The sequence below is a fragment of the Leisingera sp. SA32 genome (genome assembly GCF_056033425.1).
The window spans coordinates 169,475-184,819 of the sequence record NZ_JBVYHB010000005.1 but is presented as its reverse complement, the minus strand read 5'-3'; the positions used below and the strand labels follow the sequence as shown (position 1 = coordinate 184,819).

At 66.1% G+C, this 15,345-nt stretch carries 15 protein-coding genes; 11 read left to right on the top strand and 4 right to left on the bottom strand.

The genetic code is table 11. The features are described from left to right. The first annotated feature begins 142 nt into the window (after window positions 1-142). From AC0IPL_RS10080 to AC0IPL_RS10050, 7 genes are all read left to right on the top strand, one after another. Window positions 143-982 carry an AAA family ATPase gene (locus AC0IPL_RS10080; RefSeq protein ID WP_474274125.1) on the top strand — a complete coding sequence of 280 codons (840 nt, stop codon included), beginning with the start codon at window positions 143-145 and terminating at the stop codon, window positions 980-982. A 110-nt stretch (window positions 983-1,092) separates the two neighbouring features. Continuing rightward, a complete protein-coding gene (locus AC0IPL_RS10075) occupies window positions 1,093-2,565 on the top strand; it encodes a DUF2927 domain-containing protein (protein WP_474274123.1) in 1,473 nt (490 codons plus the stop codon). 35 nt (window positions 2,566-2,600) lie between these two features. Continuing rightward, a complete protein-coding gene (locus tag AC0IPL_RS10070) occupies window positions 2,601-2,768 on the top strand; it encodes a hypothetical protein (RefSeq protein ID WP_474274122.1) in 168 nt (55 codons plus the stop codon). Between the two features lie 15 nt (window positions 2,769-2,783). After that, window positions 2,784-3,968 carry a vWA domain-containing protein gene (locus AC0IPL_RS10065; protein ID WP_474274121.1) on the top strand — a complete coding sequence of 395 codons (1,185 nt, stop codon included), beginning with the start codon at window positions 2,784-2,786 and terminating at the stop codon, window positions 3,966-3,968. Window positions 3,969-4,155: 187 nt separating this feature from the next. Then, window positions 4,156-5,595, top strand: coding sequence for an alkaline phosphatase D family protein (locus AC0IPL_RS10060; protein WP_474274118.1), 1,440 nt, complete (start codon window positions 4,156-4,158; stop codon window positions 5,593-5,595). 174 nt (window positions 5,596-5,769) lie between these two features. After that, on the top strand, window positions 5,770-6,456 hold the full coding sequence (locus tag AC0IPL_RS10055) for a M48 family metallopeptidase (protein ID WP_474274116.1): 687 nt from the start codon (window positions 5,770-5,772) through the stop codon (window positions 6,454-6,456). Between the two features lie 108 nt (window positions 6,457-6,564). Further along, a complete protein-coding gene (locus tag AC0IPL_RS10050; RefSeq protein ID WP_474274114.1) occupies window positions 6,565-7,563 on the top strand; it encodes an LLM class flavin-dependent oxidoreductase in 999 nt (332 codons plus the stop codon). A 21-nt stretch (window positions 7,564-7,584) separates the two neighbouring features. Here AC0IPL_RS10050 and AC0IPL_RS10045 read toward each other — a convergent pair whose 3' ends face one another. The 4 genes from AC0IPL_RS10045 to AC0IPL_RS10030 form a co-directional block, all read right to left on the bottom strand. Next, window positions 7,585-8,133, bottom strand: a complete 549-nt coding sequence (locus tag AC0IPL_RS10045) for an RSP_2648 family PIN domain-containing protein (protein WP_474274112.1) — start codon at window positions 8,131-8,133, stop codon at window positions 7,585-7,587. 4 nt (window positions 8,134-8,137) lie between these two features. Continuing rightward, window positions 8,138-9,352: an RSP_2647 family RNA methyltransferase gene (locus tag AC0IPL_RS10040; protein WP_474274111.1), complete on the bottom strand. Its 1,215-nt coding sequence runs from the start codon at window positions 9,350-9,352 to the stop codon at window positions 8,138-8,140. 68 nt (window positions 9,353-9,420) lie between these two features. Continuing rightward, on the bottom strand, window positions 9,421-9,708 hold the full coding sequence (locus AC0IPL_RS10035; RefSeq protein ID WP_474274109.1) for a hypothetical protein: 288 nt from the start codon (window positions 9,706-9,708) through the stop codon (window positions 9,421-9,423). Continuing rightward, complete coding sequence (locus AC0IPL_RS10030; protein WP_474274107.1) at window positions 9,698-12,511, bottom strand: bifunctional [glutamine synthetase] adenylyltransferase/[glutamine synthetase]-adenylyl-L-tyrosine phosphorylase; 2,814 nt, start codon at window positions 12,509-12,511, stop codon at window positions 9,698-9,700. Before AC0IPL_RS10030 ends, AC0IPL_RS10035 begins: the two co-directional genes overlap by 11 nt. Window positions 12,512-12,769: 258 nt before the next feature. On the opposite strand from AC0IPL_RS10030, the gene AC0IPL_RS10025 reads away from it, so the two are divergent. The 4 genes from AC0IPL_RS10025 (at window position 12,770) to AC0IPL_RS10010 (ending at window position 15,207) form a co-directional block, all read left to right on the top strand. Then, window positions 12,770-13,270: a DUF2852 domain-containing protein gene (locus AC0IPL_RS10025; RefSeq protein WP_474274106.1), complete on the top strand. Its 501-nt coding sequence runs from the start codon at window positions 12,770-12,772 to the stop codon at window positions 13,268-13,270. A 101-nt stretch (window positions 13,271-13,371) separates the two neighbouring features. Next, window positions 13,372-13,803, top strand: a complete 432-nt coding sequence (locus AC0IPL_RS10020; protein WP_474274104.1) for an RDD family protein — start codon at window positions 13,372-13,374, stop codon at window positions 13,801-13,803. 181 nt (window positions 13,804-13,984) lie between these two features. Then, on the top strand, window positions 13,985-14,809 hold the full coding sequence (locus AC0IPL_RS10015) for an arginyltransferase (RefSeq protein ID WP_474274103.1): 825 nt from the start codon (window positions 13,985-13,987) through the stop codon (window positions 14,807-14,809). Continuing rightward, the gene (locus AC0IPL_RS10010) at window positions 14,809-15,207 is read left to right on the top strand and encodes a VOC family protein (protein WP_474274101.1); all 399 of its coding nucleotides are present in this window, start codon (window positions 14,809-14,811) and stop codon (window positions 15,205-15,207) included. The genes AC0IPL_RS10015 and AC0IPL_RS10010 overlap by 1 nt, the downstream gene beginning before the upstream one ends. Window positions 15,208-15,345 lie beyond the last annotated feature (138 nt).

The window sequence follows — 15,345 nt, the reverse complement described above, 5'->3', positions numbered from 1 at the left end:
CCTGAACATTGTGGCTCCCCCTCTGCCGCTGCGTTTATCCCTATCGGGCAGGAATGTCACTACACAATAGTAGCGCGGTTTGGTTAAAAGAATGCCAACAAGGGGGCCTGTGCCCCGTGATCAGGACCGGAACGGGAAAGATATGAAGTTTCAAGGTACTAAGGAATATGTCGCCACCGACGACCTGAAAGTTGCGGTCAATGCGGCGGTCACGCTGGAGCGCCCCTTGCTGGTCAAGGGCGAACCGGGCACCGGCAAGACGGAGCTGGCCAAGCAAGTGGCGGCAGCACTGGGGCTGCGGATGATCGAGTGGAACGTCAAATCCACCACCCGCGCCCAGCAGGGTCTGTATGAATATGACGCCGTCAGCCGCCTGCGCGACAGCCAGCTGGGCGACGAACGCGTGCATGACGTGGCGAATTACATCAAGAAAGGCAAGCTGTGGCAGGCCTTCGAGGCGGATGAGCGCGTCGTGCTGCTGATCGACGAGATCGACAAAGCCGACATCGAGTTCCCAAACGACCTGTTGCAGGAGCTCGACAAGATGGAGTTCCACGTCTACGAGACCGGCGAGACCATCCGCGCCCGGCACCGGCCGGTGATCATCATCACCTCCAACAATGAAAAAGAGCTGCCCGACGCTTTCCTGCGCCGCTGCTTCTTCCATTACATCCGCTTTCCGGACGCCGAGACGATGAAGAAGATCGTTGCGGTGCACCACCCCGGCATCAAGGACGCACTGCTGACCGCCGCGCTGACCCAGTTCTACGAAATCCGCGAGACGCAAGGCTTGAAGAAAAAGCCCTCGACCTCGGAGGTGATCGACTGGCTGAAGCTGCTGCTGGCGGAGGATCTGAGCCCCGAGGACATCGCCCGCGATGGCGCCGATGCGTTGCCGAAACTGCATGGGGCGCTGTTGAAGAACGAGCAGGACGTGCATCTGTTCGAGCGGCTCGCCTTTATGGCGCGGGGGCGTCGCTGACCGGCGCGGCGCGGCGGCGGGCAGTTTTGCTTCTCATTGCCCGCCCCTTCGCCTATCACGGATGGCAAGGATGCCGGGCCGCCACTGCCGGGCCGATAGGAGACGCCTGATTGCCCGCTGACGCCCCCGTGAAATCCCGGATTGCAGCCCGCTCTACAACCTGCCAAACGGCCCGCCCCGTCAGCGGCATCCGTCGCCTGTTGCGTATTGGCACGGCGGCGCTGGCGGCGCTGGTGCTGGCGGGCTGTGACGCGTCAACTGCGCGGGTGGACCCGAACAGCCGCGAGGTCAGCAGGGCGCTGGTGCTGCCGCCGGTCAAGGTCTTCACGCCACGCCGCGCCGCGGCGCCGCAACGCTCCAACACCGACATCGCCCGGGATTTTCTGGATCTACATTTCGAGCTGGAAGGCGGTGCCAGCCTGCCCCAATTCACCCGCTTCGAGACGCCGATCACGCTGCGCGTGACGGGGGACCCGGCGCCGGGGTTCAACCGCGAACTGGCCGCGCTTCTGACCCGTCTGCGGCAGGAAGCCGGCATTGACATTCGCCTGCTTGGCCGCTCTTCCACCGACACAGCCGCCCGGATCACCATTCAGTCGGTGTCGCGTGCCAAGATCCGCCGCGCCCTGCCAAAGGCGGCCTGTTTCGTGGTGCCGAACGTGTCGTCACTGGCCGAATACCGGCGCAACCGACGCAACCCTTCCACGCGCTGGTCTCTGCTGCGCCGCCGCGAGAAACTGGCAATCTTCATCCCCAACGACGTCAGCCTGCAAGAGGTCCGCGATTGCCTGCACGAGGAACTGGCCCAGGCGATCGGACCACTGAACGATCTGTACCGGTTGCCGGATTCGATCTTCAACGACGACAATGTGCATGCGGTGCTGACTGGCTTTGACATGCTGATATTGCGGATGACCTACGCGCCGGAGCTGCGCACCGGCATGAGCCGCGCCGACGTGGCCGCCCGGCTGCCCGCGATCCTGGCGCGAATGAACCCCGGCGGCGCACAGCATGCCAGCCGCTGGCTGCCACCCACGCCGCGCAGCTGGATCGAGGCTTTCGAACAGGCGCTGGATCCCGGCGCCCCGCTGCGGGCGCGCAGCCGCGCCGCGAACCAGGCGGCCGCCATCGCCCGCGACCTCGGCTGGCAGGACCACCGCCGCGCGCTCAGCCACTATATGCTGGGGCGCACGTTGCAACCACGCGCACCCCAGCTGGCGCAGCAGCATTACCGGACCGCCGAGCGTTTCCTGCAAGGCGACCCCGGCACTGCGCTGCATCAGGCCAAGCTGGCGGTGCAACTGGCCGCACAGGACATCGCCTTGGGGCGTGGTGCGGCGGCGCTGGCGCGGCTGGACCCCGCCGCCGCGACCGCAGCCGCCCATGAAAGCGCTGCCCTGCTGTCGACGCTGCTGATGCTGAAGGCCGAGGCGCTGGAACTGACCGGACAGGTGGCGGACGCGCGCCGGGTCAGGCTGGACAGCCTCGGGTGGGCGCGATACGGCTATGGCGCGGATTGGCAGGTCAAGGCGCGGCTGGAGGATATCGCCTCGCTGCGGCCGCTGGCACCGCGTCGGCCTTAGGGCAACAGCGACAACAACAGAAGACGGAACATGACATGATCGTAATTGGCGGCTTGCTGCTGGGGGCCTTGCTGGGCGCCGTGAAGGCCCGCAAACGTGGCGGCAATACTCTGGACATGCTGCAATATGGGGCTGTCTATGCCATCGTCTTTGGTATTCTGGGCCTGCTGGTCACCATGCTGACGCACCGGTTGCTGGCCTGACCGGAGACGCCCGCCATGTTCCAGCCCTTCTTTGAAAACCTGCGCGCCGCCGCCATCCCGGTGTCTTTGCGCGAATACCTGACCTTCCTCGAAGGGATGAAGGCAGGGCTGGTCACCTATGACATCGAGGCCTTCTATTTCCTCGCCCGGGCCGTGATGGTGAAGGACGAACGCCACATCGATCGCTTCGACCGCGCCTTTGCCGCCACATTCGTGGGGTTGGAGGCGATCCCGCCAGAGGCGGTGATGGAGGCCGTCGATATCCCCGAGGACTGGCTGCGCAAGATGGCGGAGAAGCACCTCTCGCCAGAGGAACAAGCCGAGATCGATGCCATGGGCGGCTTCGACAAGCTGATGGAGACGCTGAAGGAGCGCCTGAAGGAACAGCAGGGCCGCCACCAGGGCGGCAGCAAATGGATCGGCACCGCCGGCACCTCGCCCTTTGGCGCCTATGGATACAACCCCGAAGGGGTGCGCATCGGGCAGGACAAAAGCCGCCACCAGCGCGCGGTCAAGGTCTGGGACAAGCGGGAGTTCAAGAACCTCGACGGTGATGTTGAACTGGGCACCCGCAACATCAAGGTGGCGCTGAAACGGCTGCGCCGCTGGGTGCGCGAGGGCGCGCAGGAGGAGCTGGATCTGGACAGCACCATCCGCTCCACCGCCGAACACGGCTATCTTGACGTAAAGACCCGGCCCGAGCGCCATAATGCGGCGAAGGTGCTGCTGTTTCTCGACGTCGGCGGCTCTATGGACCCGCATATCAAGGTGGTGGAGGAGCTGTTCTCCGCCGCGCGCGCCGAGTTCAAGCACCTGGAATACTACTACTTCCACAATTGCCTGTACGAGGGCGTATGGCGCGACAATCGCCGCCGCTGGGCGGAAAAGATCCCCACCCATGAGGTGCTGCGCACCTATGGGCCGGACTACAAATGCATCTTTGTCGGCGACGCCTCCATGAGCCCCTACGAAATCGCCTATGCCGGTGGAGCCAACGAGCATTGGAACGAGGAAGCGGGCCAGGTTTGGCTGCAGCGCGCGCGCGATGCCTGGTCCGCAAACCTGTGGATCAACCCGGTGCCGGAGAAATACTGGGACTACACCCAGTCGATTGGCATGATCCGCGAGATTTTCGACGGCGCCATGGTGCCGATGACCCTGGACGGTCTGGAGCGCGGCATGCGCGCGCTGTCGCGCTAGAGCGGGCCCTGTCGGCACTGACACGGTAAACACGCTCTCTCGCAGCCGCGCTCGCGCTTGCTGACGCCAGAACCGTCTGCCGGATTTGGGCTTGGCCTGCGGCAAACGGTGCAACGACTATTCGGGCACGAGAGCGGCACCGGCGCGGTTGAATGCTTGGTGGCCCCAGCCTAGGTCTGAACCTGACATGAGCAGCACGACCTCCACAATTGGCCCGATCCTGATCCTTGACAGTCTCCAGCAGGGGCAGTTGCAGCTTGCCGCACTGTTCATTGCGCCCAAGGGGCAGCGGCTGCCGCCGCTGCGCCATGCCGGGCGCGAAACCCGCCCCGTGGTGATTGCGAACTACACCGACCACGCTGTGCTGCGCGCCCGCTTCAGCCTGCCCGCCGCGCGACCCTCTACCTACAGCTGGAACGGCACCACCTTTGAGCTGGCAGGCGGGCTGGGGGATGCGGCGGCGGATCTGCGCATCGCCTTTGCCTCCTGCAATGGCGAGGAACATGGCGACCTGGACCGCAAAGGCGATGAGCGCAACGCCATGTGGGCGCATATGGCGCGCGAACATGCCAACCAGCCATTCTGCCTGCTGCTGCACGGTGGGGATCAGGTCTATGCGGATGAGGTGACCCAGGGCCATTCACTGAGCAAGGGCTGGCCCGACCGTGTTCCGCGCGATCCCAGCCGCGAGGATCTGGCAGGGCTGCACCGCCATCTGCGCGAGCGGTTCCTGCAACGCTACCGCGCGGTTTACAGCGCACCGGAGGTCGCCTGGATCGCTGCCCGCGTGCCGTCGCTGATGCAGTGGGACGACCATGACATCTGCGACGGTTGGGGCTCGCTGCCGCGATCGCGCACCTACTCTCCGGTGGGCCAGACGCTGTTTGCTGCCGCGCGCGAGGCGGCGCTGCTGTTCCAGCACGGCTGCACCGACGGGGACCTGCCGCCGCGCTTTGCCGACCCCGAAGGCAGCCACCTTGGCTGGTGCATCGAGGCACCAGGGCTGCGCCTGCTGGCGCCGGACCTGCGCAGCGAGCGCAGCCGCCGACGGGTGATGGCGCGCGGCGGCTGGCGGATGATGAAGGCCGCGGCGGGACGCCCGGCTGCGGGGCGCACGCTGATCCTGTCCAGCGTGCCACTGCTGGGGCCGCGACTGTCGCTGCTGGAGCTGCTGATGGTGCTGACGCCCAAGATGCAGACATATGAGGACGACCTGCGTGACCAGTGGCAAAGCCGCGCGCACCGGGCGTCGTGGCGGCGGATGCTGCGGATGCTGCGGGACATGGCGGCGCAAGACCACCAGCAGGTCACCGCGCTCTCGGGCGAGATCCACCTGGCCACGCGGGGCGAGATGCCGCTGGGCGACGGCAAGCTGCTGCACCAGCTGGTCGCCTCGGGCATTGCACACCGTGCGCCGCCACGGGCCTGGGCGCGGGTGCTGGGGGCGTTGTCGTGGCTTGGGGATGCGCCACTGCCGGGCCATCCCATCCGCATTTGCAAGATCCCCGGACAGGCACACCGTTATGTGGCCGAGCGCAACTACCTGACGCTGGAGCGTCGTGACGGCGCATGGTCCGCGGTCTGGGAACTGGAAGTATCCGGCACCGCACCCGCATTGGCGCTGTAGCTCCGTGGCGCTTGTCCCGCCGAGGCTCCCGCCCGGTGCTGGCGCATGACACATGCGCCGCGCCCGTTGGGCCGGGCGCCGCGCTGGGGCGCGGCGCGGACGGTGCCCGGCAGCAAATGACGCGATACACGCTTTACGCTTGAGCCCGACCCGCAAAGCCCCCATATCTAAGCCATGCTGCGCCTCACCCCGATCCTGCTGGCCGTTCTCTATGCCCTCGTGATGTACCGGATATCCGTATGGCGCACCCACCGTGAACTGGACCAGCGCTCAACCGAGCTGGCGGACCCAAGGCTGAAGCAGCTGACCGACCGGCTTGCGGCCGCCCTGGGGATAGCCCGCATTCCGGTGCATATCTACGAGGTCGACCCGGTGAACGGGCTCGCCGCGCCTGACGGGCGGATCTTCATCACCCGCGGTTTTTTCCGCAAATACCAGAACGGAGAGGTCAGCGCCGAGGAACTGGCCAGCGTCATCGCCCATGAGCTGGGCCACGTGGCGCTGGGGCATGCGCGCAAGCGGATGATCGACTTCTCCGGCCAGAACGCGCTGCGCACCGCGCTGATGCTGCTGCTGGGGCGCTACATTCCCTTTGTCGGCCCATGGATCGCCGCGATGCTGGCCAATCTGCTGGCCGCGCGGCTGTCGCGCGGCGATGAGTATGAAGCCGACGAATACGCGGCCGCCCTGCTGACCAAGGCGGGCATCGGGTTGGCTGCGCAGAAAAGCCTGTTTCACAAACTTGAAGAGCTGACCCAGGCCCGCGCCGGCATGGCCCCGGCCTGGCTGATGAGCCACCCCAAGACCGAAGAGCGCATCGCCGCGCTGGAACGGCTGGAGGCCAGGTGGCAGAAGAGCTGACAGACCCTTCCGCGCGCCTTGCCCTGAACCACAGCGGTTTTTACGACCTCGCCCTTGCACCGGGAAAAAACATGCACATGTAAACATTCCAGCAAGAAGAAGGTTCCCATGCGCTATTCCGTTCTCGACCTCGCCCCGGTGCCCGAAGGGCAGACCACCGCCGCCGCGCTGCGCAACAGTGCCGATCTGGCCGCCCATGCGGAAGGCTGGGGCTATCACCGGTTCTGGCTGGCCGAGCATCACAACATGCCCGGCATTGCCAGCGCCGCAACGGCGGTGATGATGGGCCATGTAGCGCAGGCGACCCAGACCATGCGGATTGGTGCAGGCGGCATCATGCTGCCCAACCACGCGCCCTACATGGTGGCCGAAGCCTTTGGCACGCTTGCGGAAATTCACGGCCCCCGGATCGATCTGGGGCTGGGGCGCGCGCCTGGGACCGACATGGCGGCGATGCGCGCGATGCGGCGCGGCCTGGACAGGGCGGATGGTGGCGCGGGCGACCACTTTCCCGAGGACGTGCAGGAGCTGATCGGCTACCTCGCGCCGCGCCGCGACGGCGCAGCCTTGCGGGCCATCCCCGGCGAAGGCACCGAGGTGCCGGTGTGGATCCTCGGCTCGTCGCTGTATGGGGCGCAGCTGGCGGCGGCGCTGGGGCTGCCTTATGCCTTTGCGTCGCATTTTGCGCCGCCCGCGCTGGAGCAGGCTTTGGCGGTCTATCGCAGCCAGTTCCGCCCCTCCGCGATGCTGGCGCAGCCGCATGCGATGATGGCGATCAATGTCTTTGCGGCAGAGACCGATGCCGAGGCGCTGCGCCTGCGCACCACCATGCAGCAGGCCTTTGCCCGGCTGCGGTTGGGCACCCCCGGCAAGCTGCCAGCGCCGGTGGATGATATCGCCGCCGTGCTGCCGCCGCAGGTCTTAGCCGGGGTGAACGCGATGTTGCAGATTTCCGCCACCGGCAGCCGCAACACGGTCCGCACAGAGCTGGCGCAGCTTATCGCCCAGTACCAGCCGGATGAGGTCATCCTGACCGGACAGATCCACGATCACGCCGCGCGGCTGCGTTCCTTTGAAATTGCCGCGGAGATCCTCAGCGGCGCCTGAGCGGCGCCGGTCCGGGGCGATTCATGCACTGGCCAGCGCCTTGGCCAGCCGTGGCAGGCGGGCCTTTTTCAGCAGCGGGCGGATCTCCCAGCCGCTGCCTGAAAGACGGTTCGCCTCAGCCAGCACATCTGCCCCCAGCCGCTCCAGCCCGTCTGCATCGGCCAGCCAAAGATCATAGAGCAGCTGATCCGGGCCGATGCGCTCCAGTCCTTCCTCGGCCAAGGTATGGCGGGGGAAGTCCTTGTTGTTGACGGTGACGATCGCCTCTGCATGGCCTGCGATGGCAGCAGCCAGCACGTGAATGTCAGCCGCATCCGGCAGCCACAGACGTGCCTCGACGCCCGGCGCGGCGGCAACCTCAGCCGCTGGAAAGGCGGTGCGGGCCAGGACGATGTCCGCCTTGGCCTGCGCCGCGCCTTCGGGCCCCAGTTTCAGGGCCGCGCGCTCCCACTCGCCCAGGATGCGGGCCGACCATAGCGGCGCAAAATGCCCCAGCCGGGCCGCGCCAAGCAGCATCTCGCGCATCACCGTGGGGTACAGCACGCAGGTGTCGAGCAGCAGCTTGCGCATCCGTTCAGTCCAACCGGAAGAACACGGATTTGAGATAGCCGCTTTCGGCCAGCTGCGGCAGCTGCGGATGGTCGGGGCCGGCATAGCCGGTGTGGATCAGCGCGCCGCGGCGCCCGCCCCGGCCGATGCCGCGGGCCGACGCATTTCGGAACTTCGACAGATCCGCCGCGTGCGAGCAGCTGCACAGGCCCAGATAGCCCCCCGGTGCCACCAAGGGCGCGGCCAGTTTGGCGATGCGTTCATAGGCGCGCAGCCCAGCCTCCAGCGCCGGTTTCGAGGGTGCAAAAGCGGGCGGATCGCAGATCACCACATCAAATTGGGCGCCCTCCTCGCCCAGGGCCGTCAGCACCTCAAAGGCATCGCCCAGCCGGGCGGTAAAGCGGTCGCCATGACCGCTGGCGTCGGCGCCTTTTGCGGCCAGCTCCAGCGCCGCGGCAGAGCCATCGACGCAGGTCGCATGGGCGGCCCCCTTCGCCAGCATCGCCAGACCAAAGCCACCCACGTGGGAAAACACATCCAGCACCTTGGCGCCGGGCGCGGTCAGCCGGGCGGCAAAGCCGTGGTTTTCCCGCTGGTCATAGAACAAACCGGTTTTCTGCCCGCCGGTCAGATCGGCCATATAGGTCGCGCCATTCATCTGCACCGGCAGCGGAGCCGTGGGAGTGTCACCCAGCAGGGTCTGGTTTTCATCGTCCAGCCCCTCCAGCGCGCGGGTGCGGCCGGATGCGTTTTTCAGGATCACGGTCGCGCCGGTAACCTCAGCCAAAGCGGCGGTCAGCTGCTCCAGATGAACCTCGGCCCAGGCCGCATTGGGCTGCACCACGCAGGCCGCGCCGAACCGGTCGATCACCACGCCAGGCAGGCCGTCGGATTCCGCATGCACCAGCCGGTAGAACGGCGCGTCATACAGCCGTTCGCGCATCTCCAGCGCGCGGCGCAGACGGCGAGCAAACCAGTCTTGGGTGATCTGCGCCTCGGGGTAGCGGTCCAGCATCCGGGCGATGATCTTGCTGTCGGGGTTGACCGCCACCAGCCCCAAAGGGGTCTGCGCCTCATCCTCGAGCACCGCCAGCGTGCCGGGCGCCAGCTTGCGCGTGCGCCGGTCTGTGACCAGTTCGTTGGCATAAACCCAAGGGAACCCGTGCCGGATGGCGCGGGCGTTGGATTTGGGTTTCATTTTCACACGGGGGCGCTGCAGCGCATCAGGGGAGGCTATCATGGCCTTCTCTTAGCTGCATGTGCCCGCCAGGGAAAGAGCCGCGAACGGGCAAAAGGCTTCGGCGAAGCTCAGCTAAGCGCCTTGCCCGGCCGCGGGCGCGAGCGCCAACCGCCGCGGCGGCGCGGCGGCGCGGCGGATTGCAGGCCATCGCGCAACACCGCCGTCATCGGGTGATCCGGCTGCGCGTCGCCGTAGCGCTGCAACAGCACCTGGATGTCGCTGCGGCTGTCCCGCGCCGCATCCATGCCCAGAGCCCAGTCGAAAAAGATGCTGCGGCATTGGTCGTCGGTGATGCCGTCGATCCGATAGGCCTCGTAGATCAGCCCGCGCGGGTCCTGTTCAGTCCTACTCTGCATCCGTCCCCTCCATCTTCAAGGCGGCGTCGATCCGCTCCGCACTGCCGATATATCGTGTTTTCAGCGCCTGCTCCAGAGCCGCCAGCTGGTCATGCCCGCTGGTACGGCACAGGAAGCGCGCGCCGCCTTCGCCGAGGGTGTCGCTGTCAATCGGCTTGGTCGACACCAGCCGCGCTGCACTTTGGACCTGCCAGAACAGGGCGTAGCTGTCGCTCAGATACTCGGCGTCCGCAGCGCCCAGCCACCCGGCTGCAACCGCCCCGTCCAGCCCCGAACGCACGTCCCGCGCCGAAGATCCGGAGGTCAGCGCGCCGGCTTGCGACAGTAGTTCGATGTCCATCATCCGCCCTGCGCCGTTCTTGGCGTCCCAGATGCCCTTGGCCGGTTTGGCGCCGGCCAGTCGCGCGCGCATCCGGGCCACCTCTCCCAGGACCTTGGCCACCGGGCGTGGCTGCGACAGAAAAGATTTGCGGAACGTCTCGATCTCGGCGGCAAGGCTCGCTTCGCCCGCCACAACACGGGCGCGCGTCAGGGCGAGATGTTCCCAGATCCAGGCCTCGTTCTCCTGATAGCTGGTAAAGCCCGCAAGGCTGACCGCCACCGGCCCCTGGTTGCCAGAGGGACGCAGCCGCATATCGACCTCGTAAAGCCGCCCCTGCGCCATCGGCGCCGACAGCGCCGTAACAAAGGCCTGGGTCAGCCGGGCATAATAAGGCCGGGTCGCCAGCGGTCGCTTGCCCTCGGACATCTCGGCGTCACCGGGATCATAGATCACGATCACGTCGAGATCGGATTGGGCATGGATCAGCCCTGCCCCCAGCGAGCCCATCGCCAGCACCGCTGCACCGCGGCCCGGTGGCGGCCCGTGTTTGCGGGCAAACTGCGCCACCACCGCAGGCGTCAGGGCGGCGATCACCACGCGGGCCAGCTCTGCATAATGCGCCCCCGCCTGCTGGCCGCCGATCAGCCCGCGCAGGTGATGCACGCCGATGCGGAAATGCCATTCCTTGGCCCAGCGACGGGCGGTGTCGAGACGGGCCTCATAGTCCTCTTCCCGCGCCAACCGGGCCTCAAGCTCTGCCTGCAAGGCCGCGGCCCCGGGCCAGTCGTCAAAGAAAGATCCGCCAATCACCGCATCAAACACCGAGGAGTTGCGCGACAGGAAGCTGGCCAGCTCCTGCGAGCTGCCGGCAATATCCACCAGCAGGTCCAGCAGCTGCGGATTGGCATCAAACAGGGAAAACAGCTGTACGCCCGCCGGCAGCCCGGCCAGGAAACCGTCCAGTGCCACCAGCGTTTCAGCCGGTTGCGCGGTTTGGGCCACGCGGGCCAGAAGTTCGGGTTTCAACCGTTCAAAAATCCGCGCACCGCGGCTGGAGCGCAGCGCGGGATAGGTCGGCCAGCGGGCAATGACGGCGCCATCCAGATCGGCGCCAGCCGCAACCGCGTTGGCGGTGGCCGCCGTGTCCGATGCCGGGGCCGCGCCGGGGGAAAAGAACCCCTCCGTCAGCTCATGCACCTGTTGCAGCCGGGCGCGGGTCTCGGCAAGCAGTGTGTCAGGGTCGGTGTCCATCAGGCAGGCAATACGGGCGATCCCGTCGGCGGACTGCGGCATCTGATGTGTCTGGGCGTCATGCACCATCTGGATGCGGTGCTCCACCTCGCGGTGGGCGCGGTAATGGGCGGTCAGCGTTTCTGCCACGTCCTGCGGCACCCAGCCCTTGGCCGCCAGCGCCGCAAGCCCCTCGACGGTGCCGCGCCGACGCAGGGATTCGTCGCGTCCGCCTGCGATCAACTGCCGGGTCTGGGTGAAGAATTCGATCTCGCGGATGCCGCCGCGGCCCAGTTTCATATCATGCCCCGGCACCGACAGCGCCCCGCCAGTGCCCTTGCTCTCGCGGATACGCAGGCGGATGTCATGGGCGTCCTGAATGGCCGCAAAGTCCAGATGCCGCCGCCACACGAAGGGGCGCAGCGCGTTCAGAAAACGCTCCCCGGCCGCGATATCGCCAGCGCAGGCGCGCGCCTTGATATAGGCGGCGCGCTCCCAGGTGCGGCCAAGGCTCTCATAGTAGCGCTCCGCTGCCTCCATTGCCAGGCAGACGGGGGTGACGGACGGATCCGGGCGCAACCGCAGATCGGTGCGGAATACGTAGCCGTCACCGGTACGGTCGCTCAGCGTGGCGCACATGTTCCTGGTGGCGCGCACCATGGCCTGCCGCGCCTCGTAAAAGTCAGCGGGATCAAACCGGGTCTCGTCGAACAGGCAGATCAGATCAATGTCGGAGCTGTAGTTCAGCTCATGCGCGCCCATCTTGCCCATCGCCAGGATGGTCAGCCCGCCCGCGGTCTCCACGTCCTCCTCGCGCAGGCCTGGCAGTTTCTTGCGGCGGATCAGGGCCGCGATCTCTGCCTTGATCGCCACATCCGCCGCTAGCGCACCGAAATCTGTCAGCGCGGCGGTCACCTGTTCCAGGCTCCAGCCACCGGACAGATCACACAGCGCCGTCAACAGCGCCACGCGCCGCTTGGCCTGGCGAAGTCCCGGTTTCACCGCCGCCCCCGCCAAAGCGCTGCAGCCCTCCAGACCCCCCTCCAGCGCGCCCTGCGGATCCGCCAGCGCGCCGGGCAGCCAGTCCGCTTCGCGTGTGGTCAGTTCCTTAAGGTACGGGCTGGACCCGCAGGCCCCCGCCACCAGCTCTGCCTGTTCTCCGGCAAGAGCGGGCAACAACGCCCGTGTTTCCGCCCCCAGATCGGGGTCGAAGGCACGGGGAACGCGGGATATTTTCAGGGACGTGGTCATAGGCCGACAGTGTTCCGCCCGCGCCGACAGGTCAATGGCCGAATTGCCGCCCGCACCGCGCCCACAAAAAACACCCCAACGTGCGGTTTCCAGAAGCCCCCGCAACGCACTGATAAAAGGCGGTTATCCACCCCGTCCCCGCGTCCGCGTCAGAAGGATGTAAAAAACATTCACATGCGGACTTGAAAGCCACCCGACGGCTGCCGATATGTCATCATGTGAAAGGAATTTACATTCACATCATCCAGGAGGACACCGATGACAAGCTACACCGCAACCGCCGCCCCGGCCCCTGTGCAGGGCTGGTTTACCCGCAGCGAGGCCTGGCTGGACAGCAAGGGCAAAGGCGCCTGGATTGCCGCAATGGTTCTGGGTTTCGTGTTCTTCTGGCCGGTTGGTCTGGCCCTTCTCTTCTACATGATCTGGAGCAAACGCATGTTCAGCAAATCCTGCCGCCAGGCCAGCAAAAACTGGGGCGACAAATCCTGGGCCCGCCAGGGGTTCTCGGCCATGCGCCCCTCGGGCAACCGCGCTTTTGACGCTTACAAGGCCGATACCCTGCGCCGTCTGGAGCAGGAGCAGCATGATTTCGAGGCCTTCCTGCAACGGCTGCGCGAGGCCAAGGACAAGGCGGAGTTCGATGAATTCATGGACGAGCGCATCCGGACCGCGGACAGCGACGACCAGGCGGAGGACCTGCACGAAGAGGCTGATGACACCGATGGGCGCAGCCCCGAGCGCGGTCGCAACCGGCACTGAACCCATCAGGCCCGACCGCGCTGCCACAACCGCACCCCGCCCTTGCCGGGCGGGGGTTTGCCACTTACGATTTCCCGACAACCAGACCCAAAGGATCCCCCATGACCGCCCTGCCCGACCCCGACTATCAGGCTGAGTTCTACGCCTCTGTCCCGGCCAAACGTCTATTGGCCTGGATCGTGGACAGCCTTTTGATCCTGGCGCTCAGCGCCGCTGCGGTGGTCCTGACGGCCTTTGTGGGGTTGTTCGTCTGGCCGCTGCTCTATCTGGTGGTGGGCTTTGTCTACCGGGTGGTGACCCTGGCCAATGGATCGGCCACCTGGGGCATGCGTTTTGCCGGGATCGAACTGCGTAACGGCGCAGGCCAGCGGCTGGATGGCGGTCTGGCCCTGCTGCACACGGCGGGCTATTCGCTGTCGCTGGCTGTTCCGGTGCTGCAAGTGATCTCGGTGGTGCTGATGCTGACCTCCTCTCGTGGTCAGGGTCTGACCGACCACCTGCTGGGCACGGTGATGCTGAACCGCCGCGCCTGACTGGCGCCGTCGCCTTGCACATCCGCCCGGCACAAAGCCGCGACCGGTAAAGCTCCTGTTAAGCCAACAGTCACATGCAGGCTTGGCGCACCCCGGCAGCATTGCTATCATCCACAGGATGACCTGCCACCCGATGCGGCCGCCAGGTTTGACTGCCACGCGAATCCGCGAATGAGACCCGATGCGCCATACCTTACCGATTGCACCGCAGTTCTACGTGACCGCTCCCCAGCCCTGCCCTTATCTTGAGGGCCGGATGGAGCGCAAACTGTTCACCGCCCTGCAGGGCGACGGGGTGGAGCAGCTGAACAACAGCCTGAGCCAGCAGGGCTTCCGGCGCTCGCAGAACGTGCTATACCGGCCCTCCTGCTCGGAATGTTCCGCCTGTCTGTCGGCGCGGATCGACGTGGCCGCCTTCAAACCCAGCCGCAGCCAGAAACGCACGTTGAAGCGCAACGCGCATCTGGAACGTCGCGCCACCTCTCCCTGGGCGACAGAAGATCAATACGCACTGTTTCGCAGCTATCTCGACAGCCGCCACGCCGATGGCGGCATGGCCGACATGGATGTGTTCGAATACGCCGCCATGATTGAGGAAACCCCAGTGCGCAGCCGGGTGGTCGAATACGCCCTGCCCGGCTCCAGCGCGCTGACGGCCGTGTCGCTGACCGATGTGCTGGAGGATGGCCTCAGCATGGTCTATTCCTTCTACGCCCCCGACCAGCCGCAGAATTCGCTCGGCACTTTCATGATCCTTGACCATATTCAGATCGCGCGCGAGGCCGGGCTGCCTTATGTCTACCTGGGCTACTGGGTGCCCGGCAGCCAGAAAATGGGCTACAAGGCCAAGTTCTCGGGCCTGGAAATCTATCACTGCAACCAGTGGAAGAAAATGACCGACCCCACTCGATATACCGATGCGGGCCATCCGCTGTCGACTGACCCGATTGCGGAACAGGTGGCCAATATCCAGCTGCCCGAACAGCCGATCCACCGGCAGCGCTGATGCAGCATCTGCACGCGGTCTCCCTGGTGGTGCCGGACTATGACGCGGCCATTGATTTCTATTGCACCCGTCTGGGCTGGCACCTGGCCGAGGACGTCGAACAGGGTGACAAACGCTGGGTGCGCATCCTGCCGCCCGGTGCCAACGGCACCCCCGGCGCCGCCAGCCTGATCCTGGCCCGCGCCGACGGGCCGCAGCAGCAGGCGGCGGTGGGCAACCAGTTCGGCGGCCGCGTCGGCCTGTTCCTCATGACCGATGACTTCGCCCGCGACCACGCTGCAATGCTGGCCCAGGGCGTTCACTTTGAGGAAGCGCCGCGGCACGAGCCCTATGGCACCGTTGCGGTCTGGCACGACCCCTTTGGAAATCGCTGGGATCTGCTGCAGCGCGCCGCCTGATCCCGGCGCGAGCCCGCATTCATCTTTTTCTGAATACTCCGGGGTGAATGGGCCGCAAGGTCCAGAGGGGCAGCGCCCCCGCAAGCCGCCCGAAATGCAAAAGGGGCTCCCGCAGGAGCCCCTTTTTCCGTTTTGTTA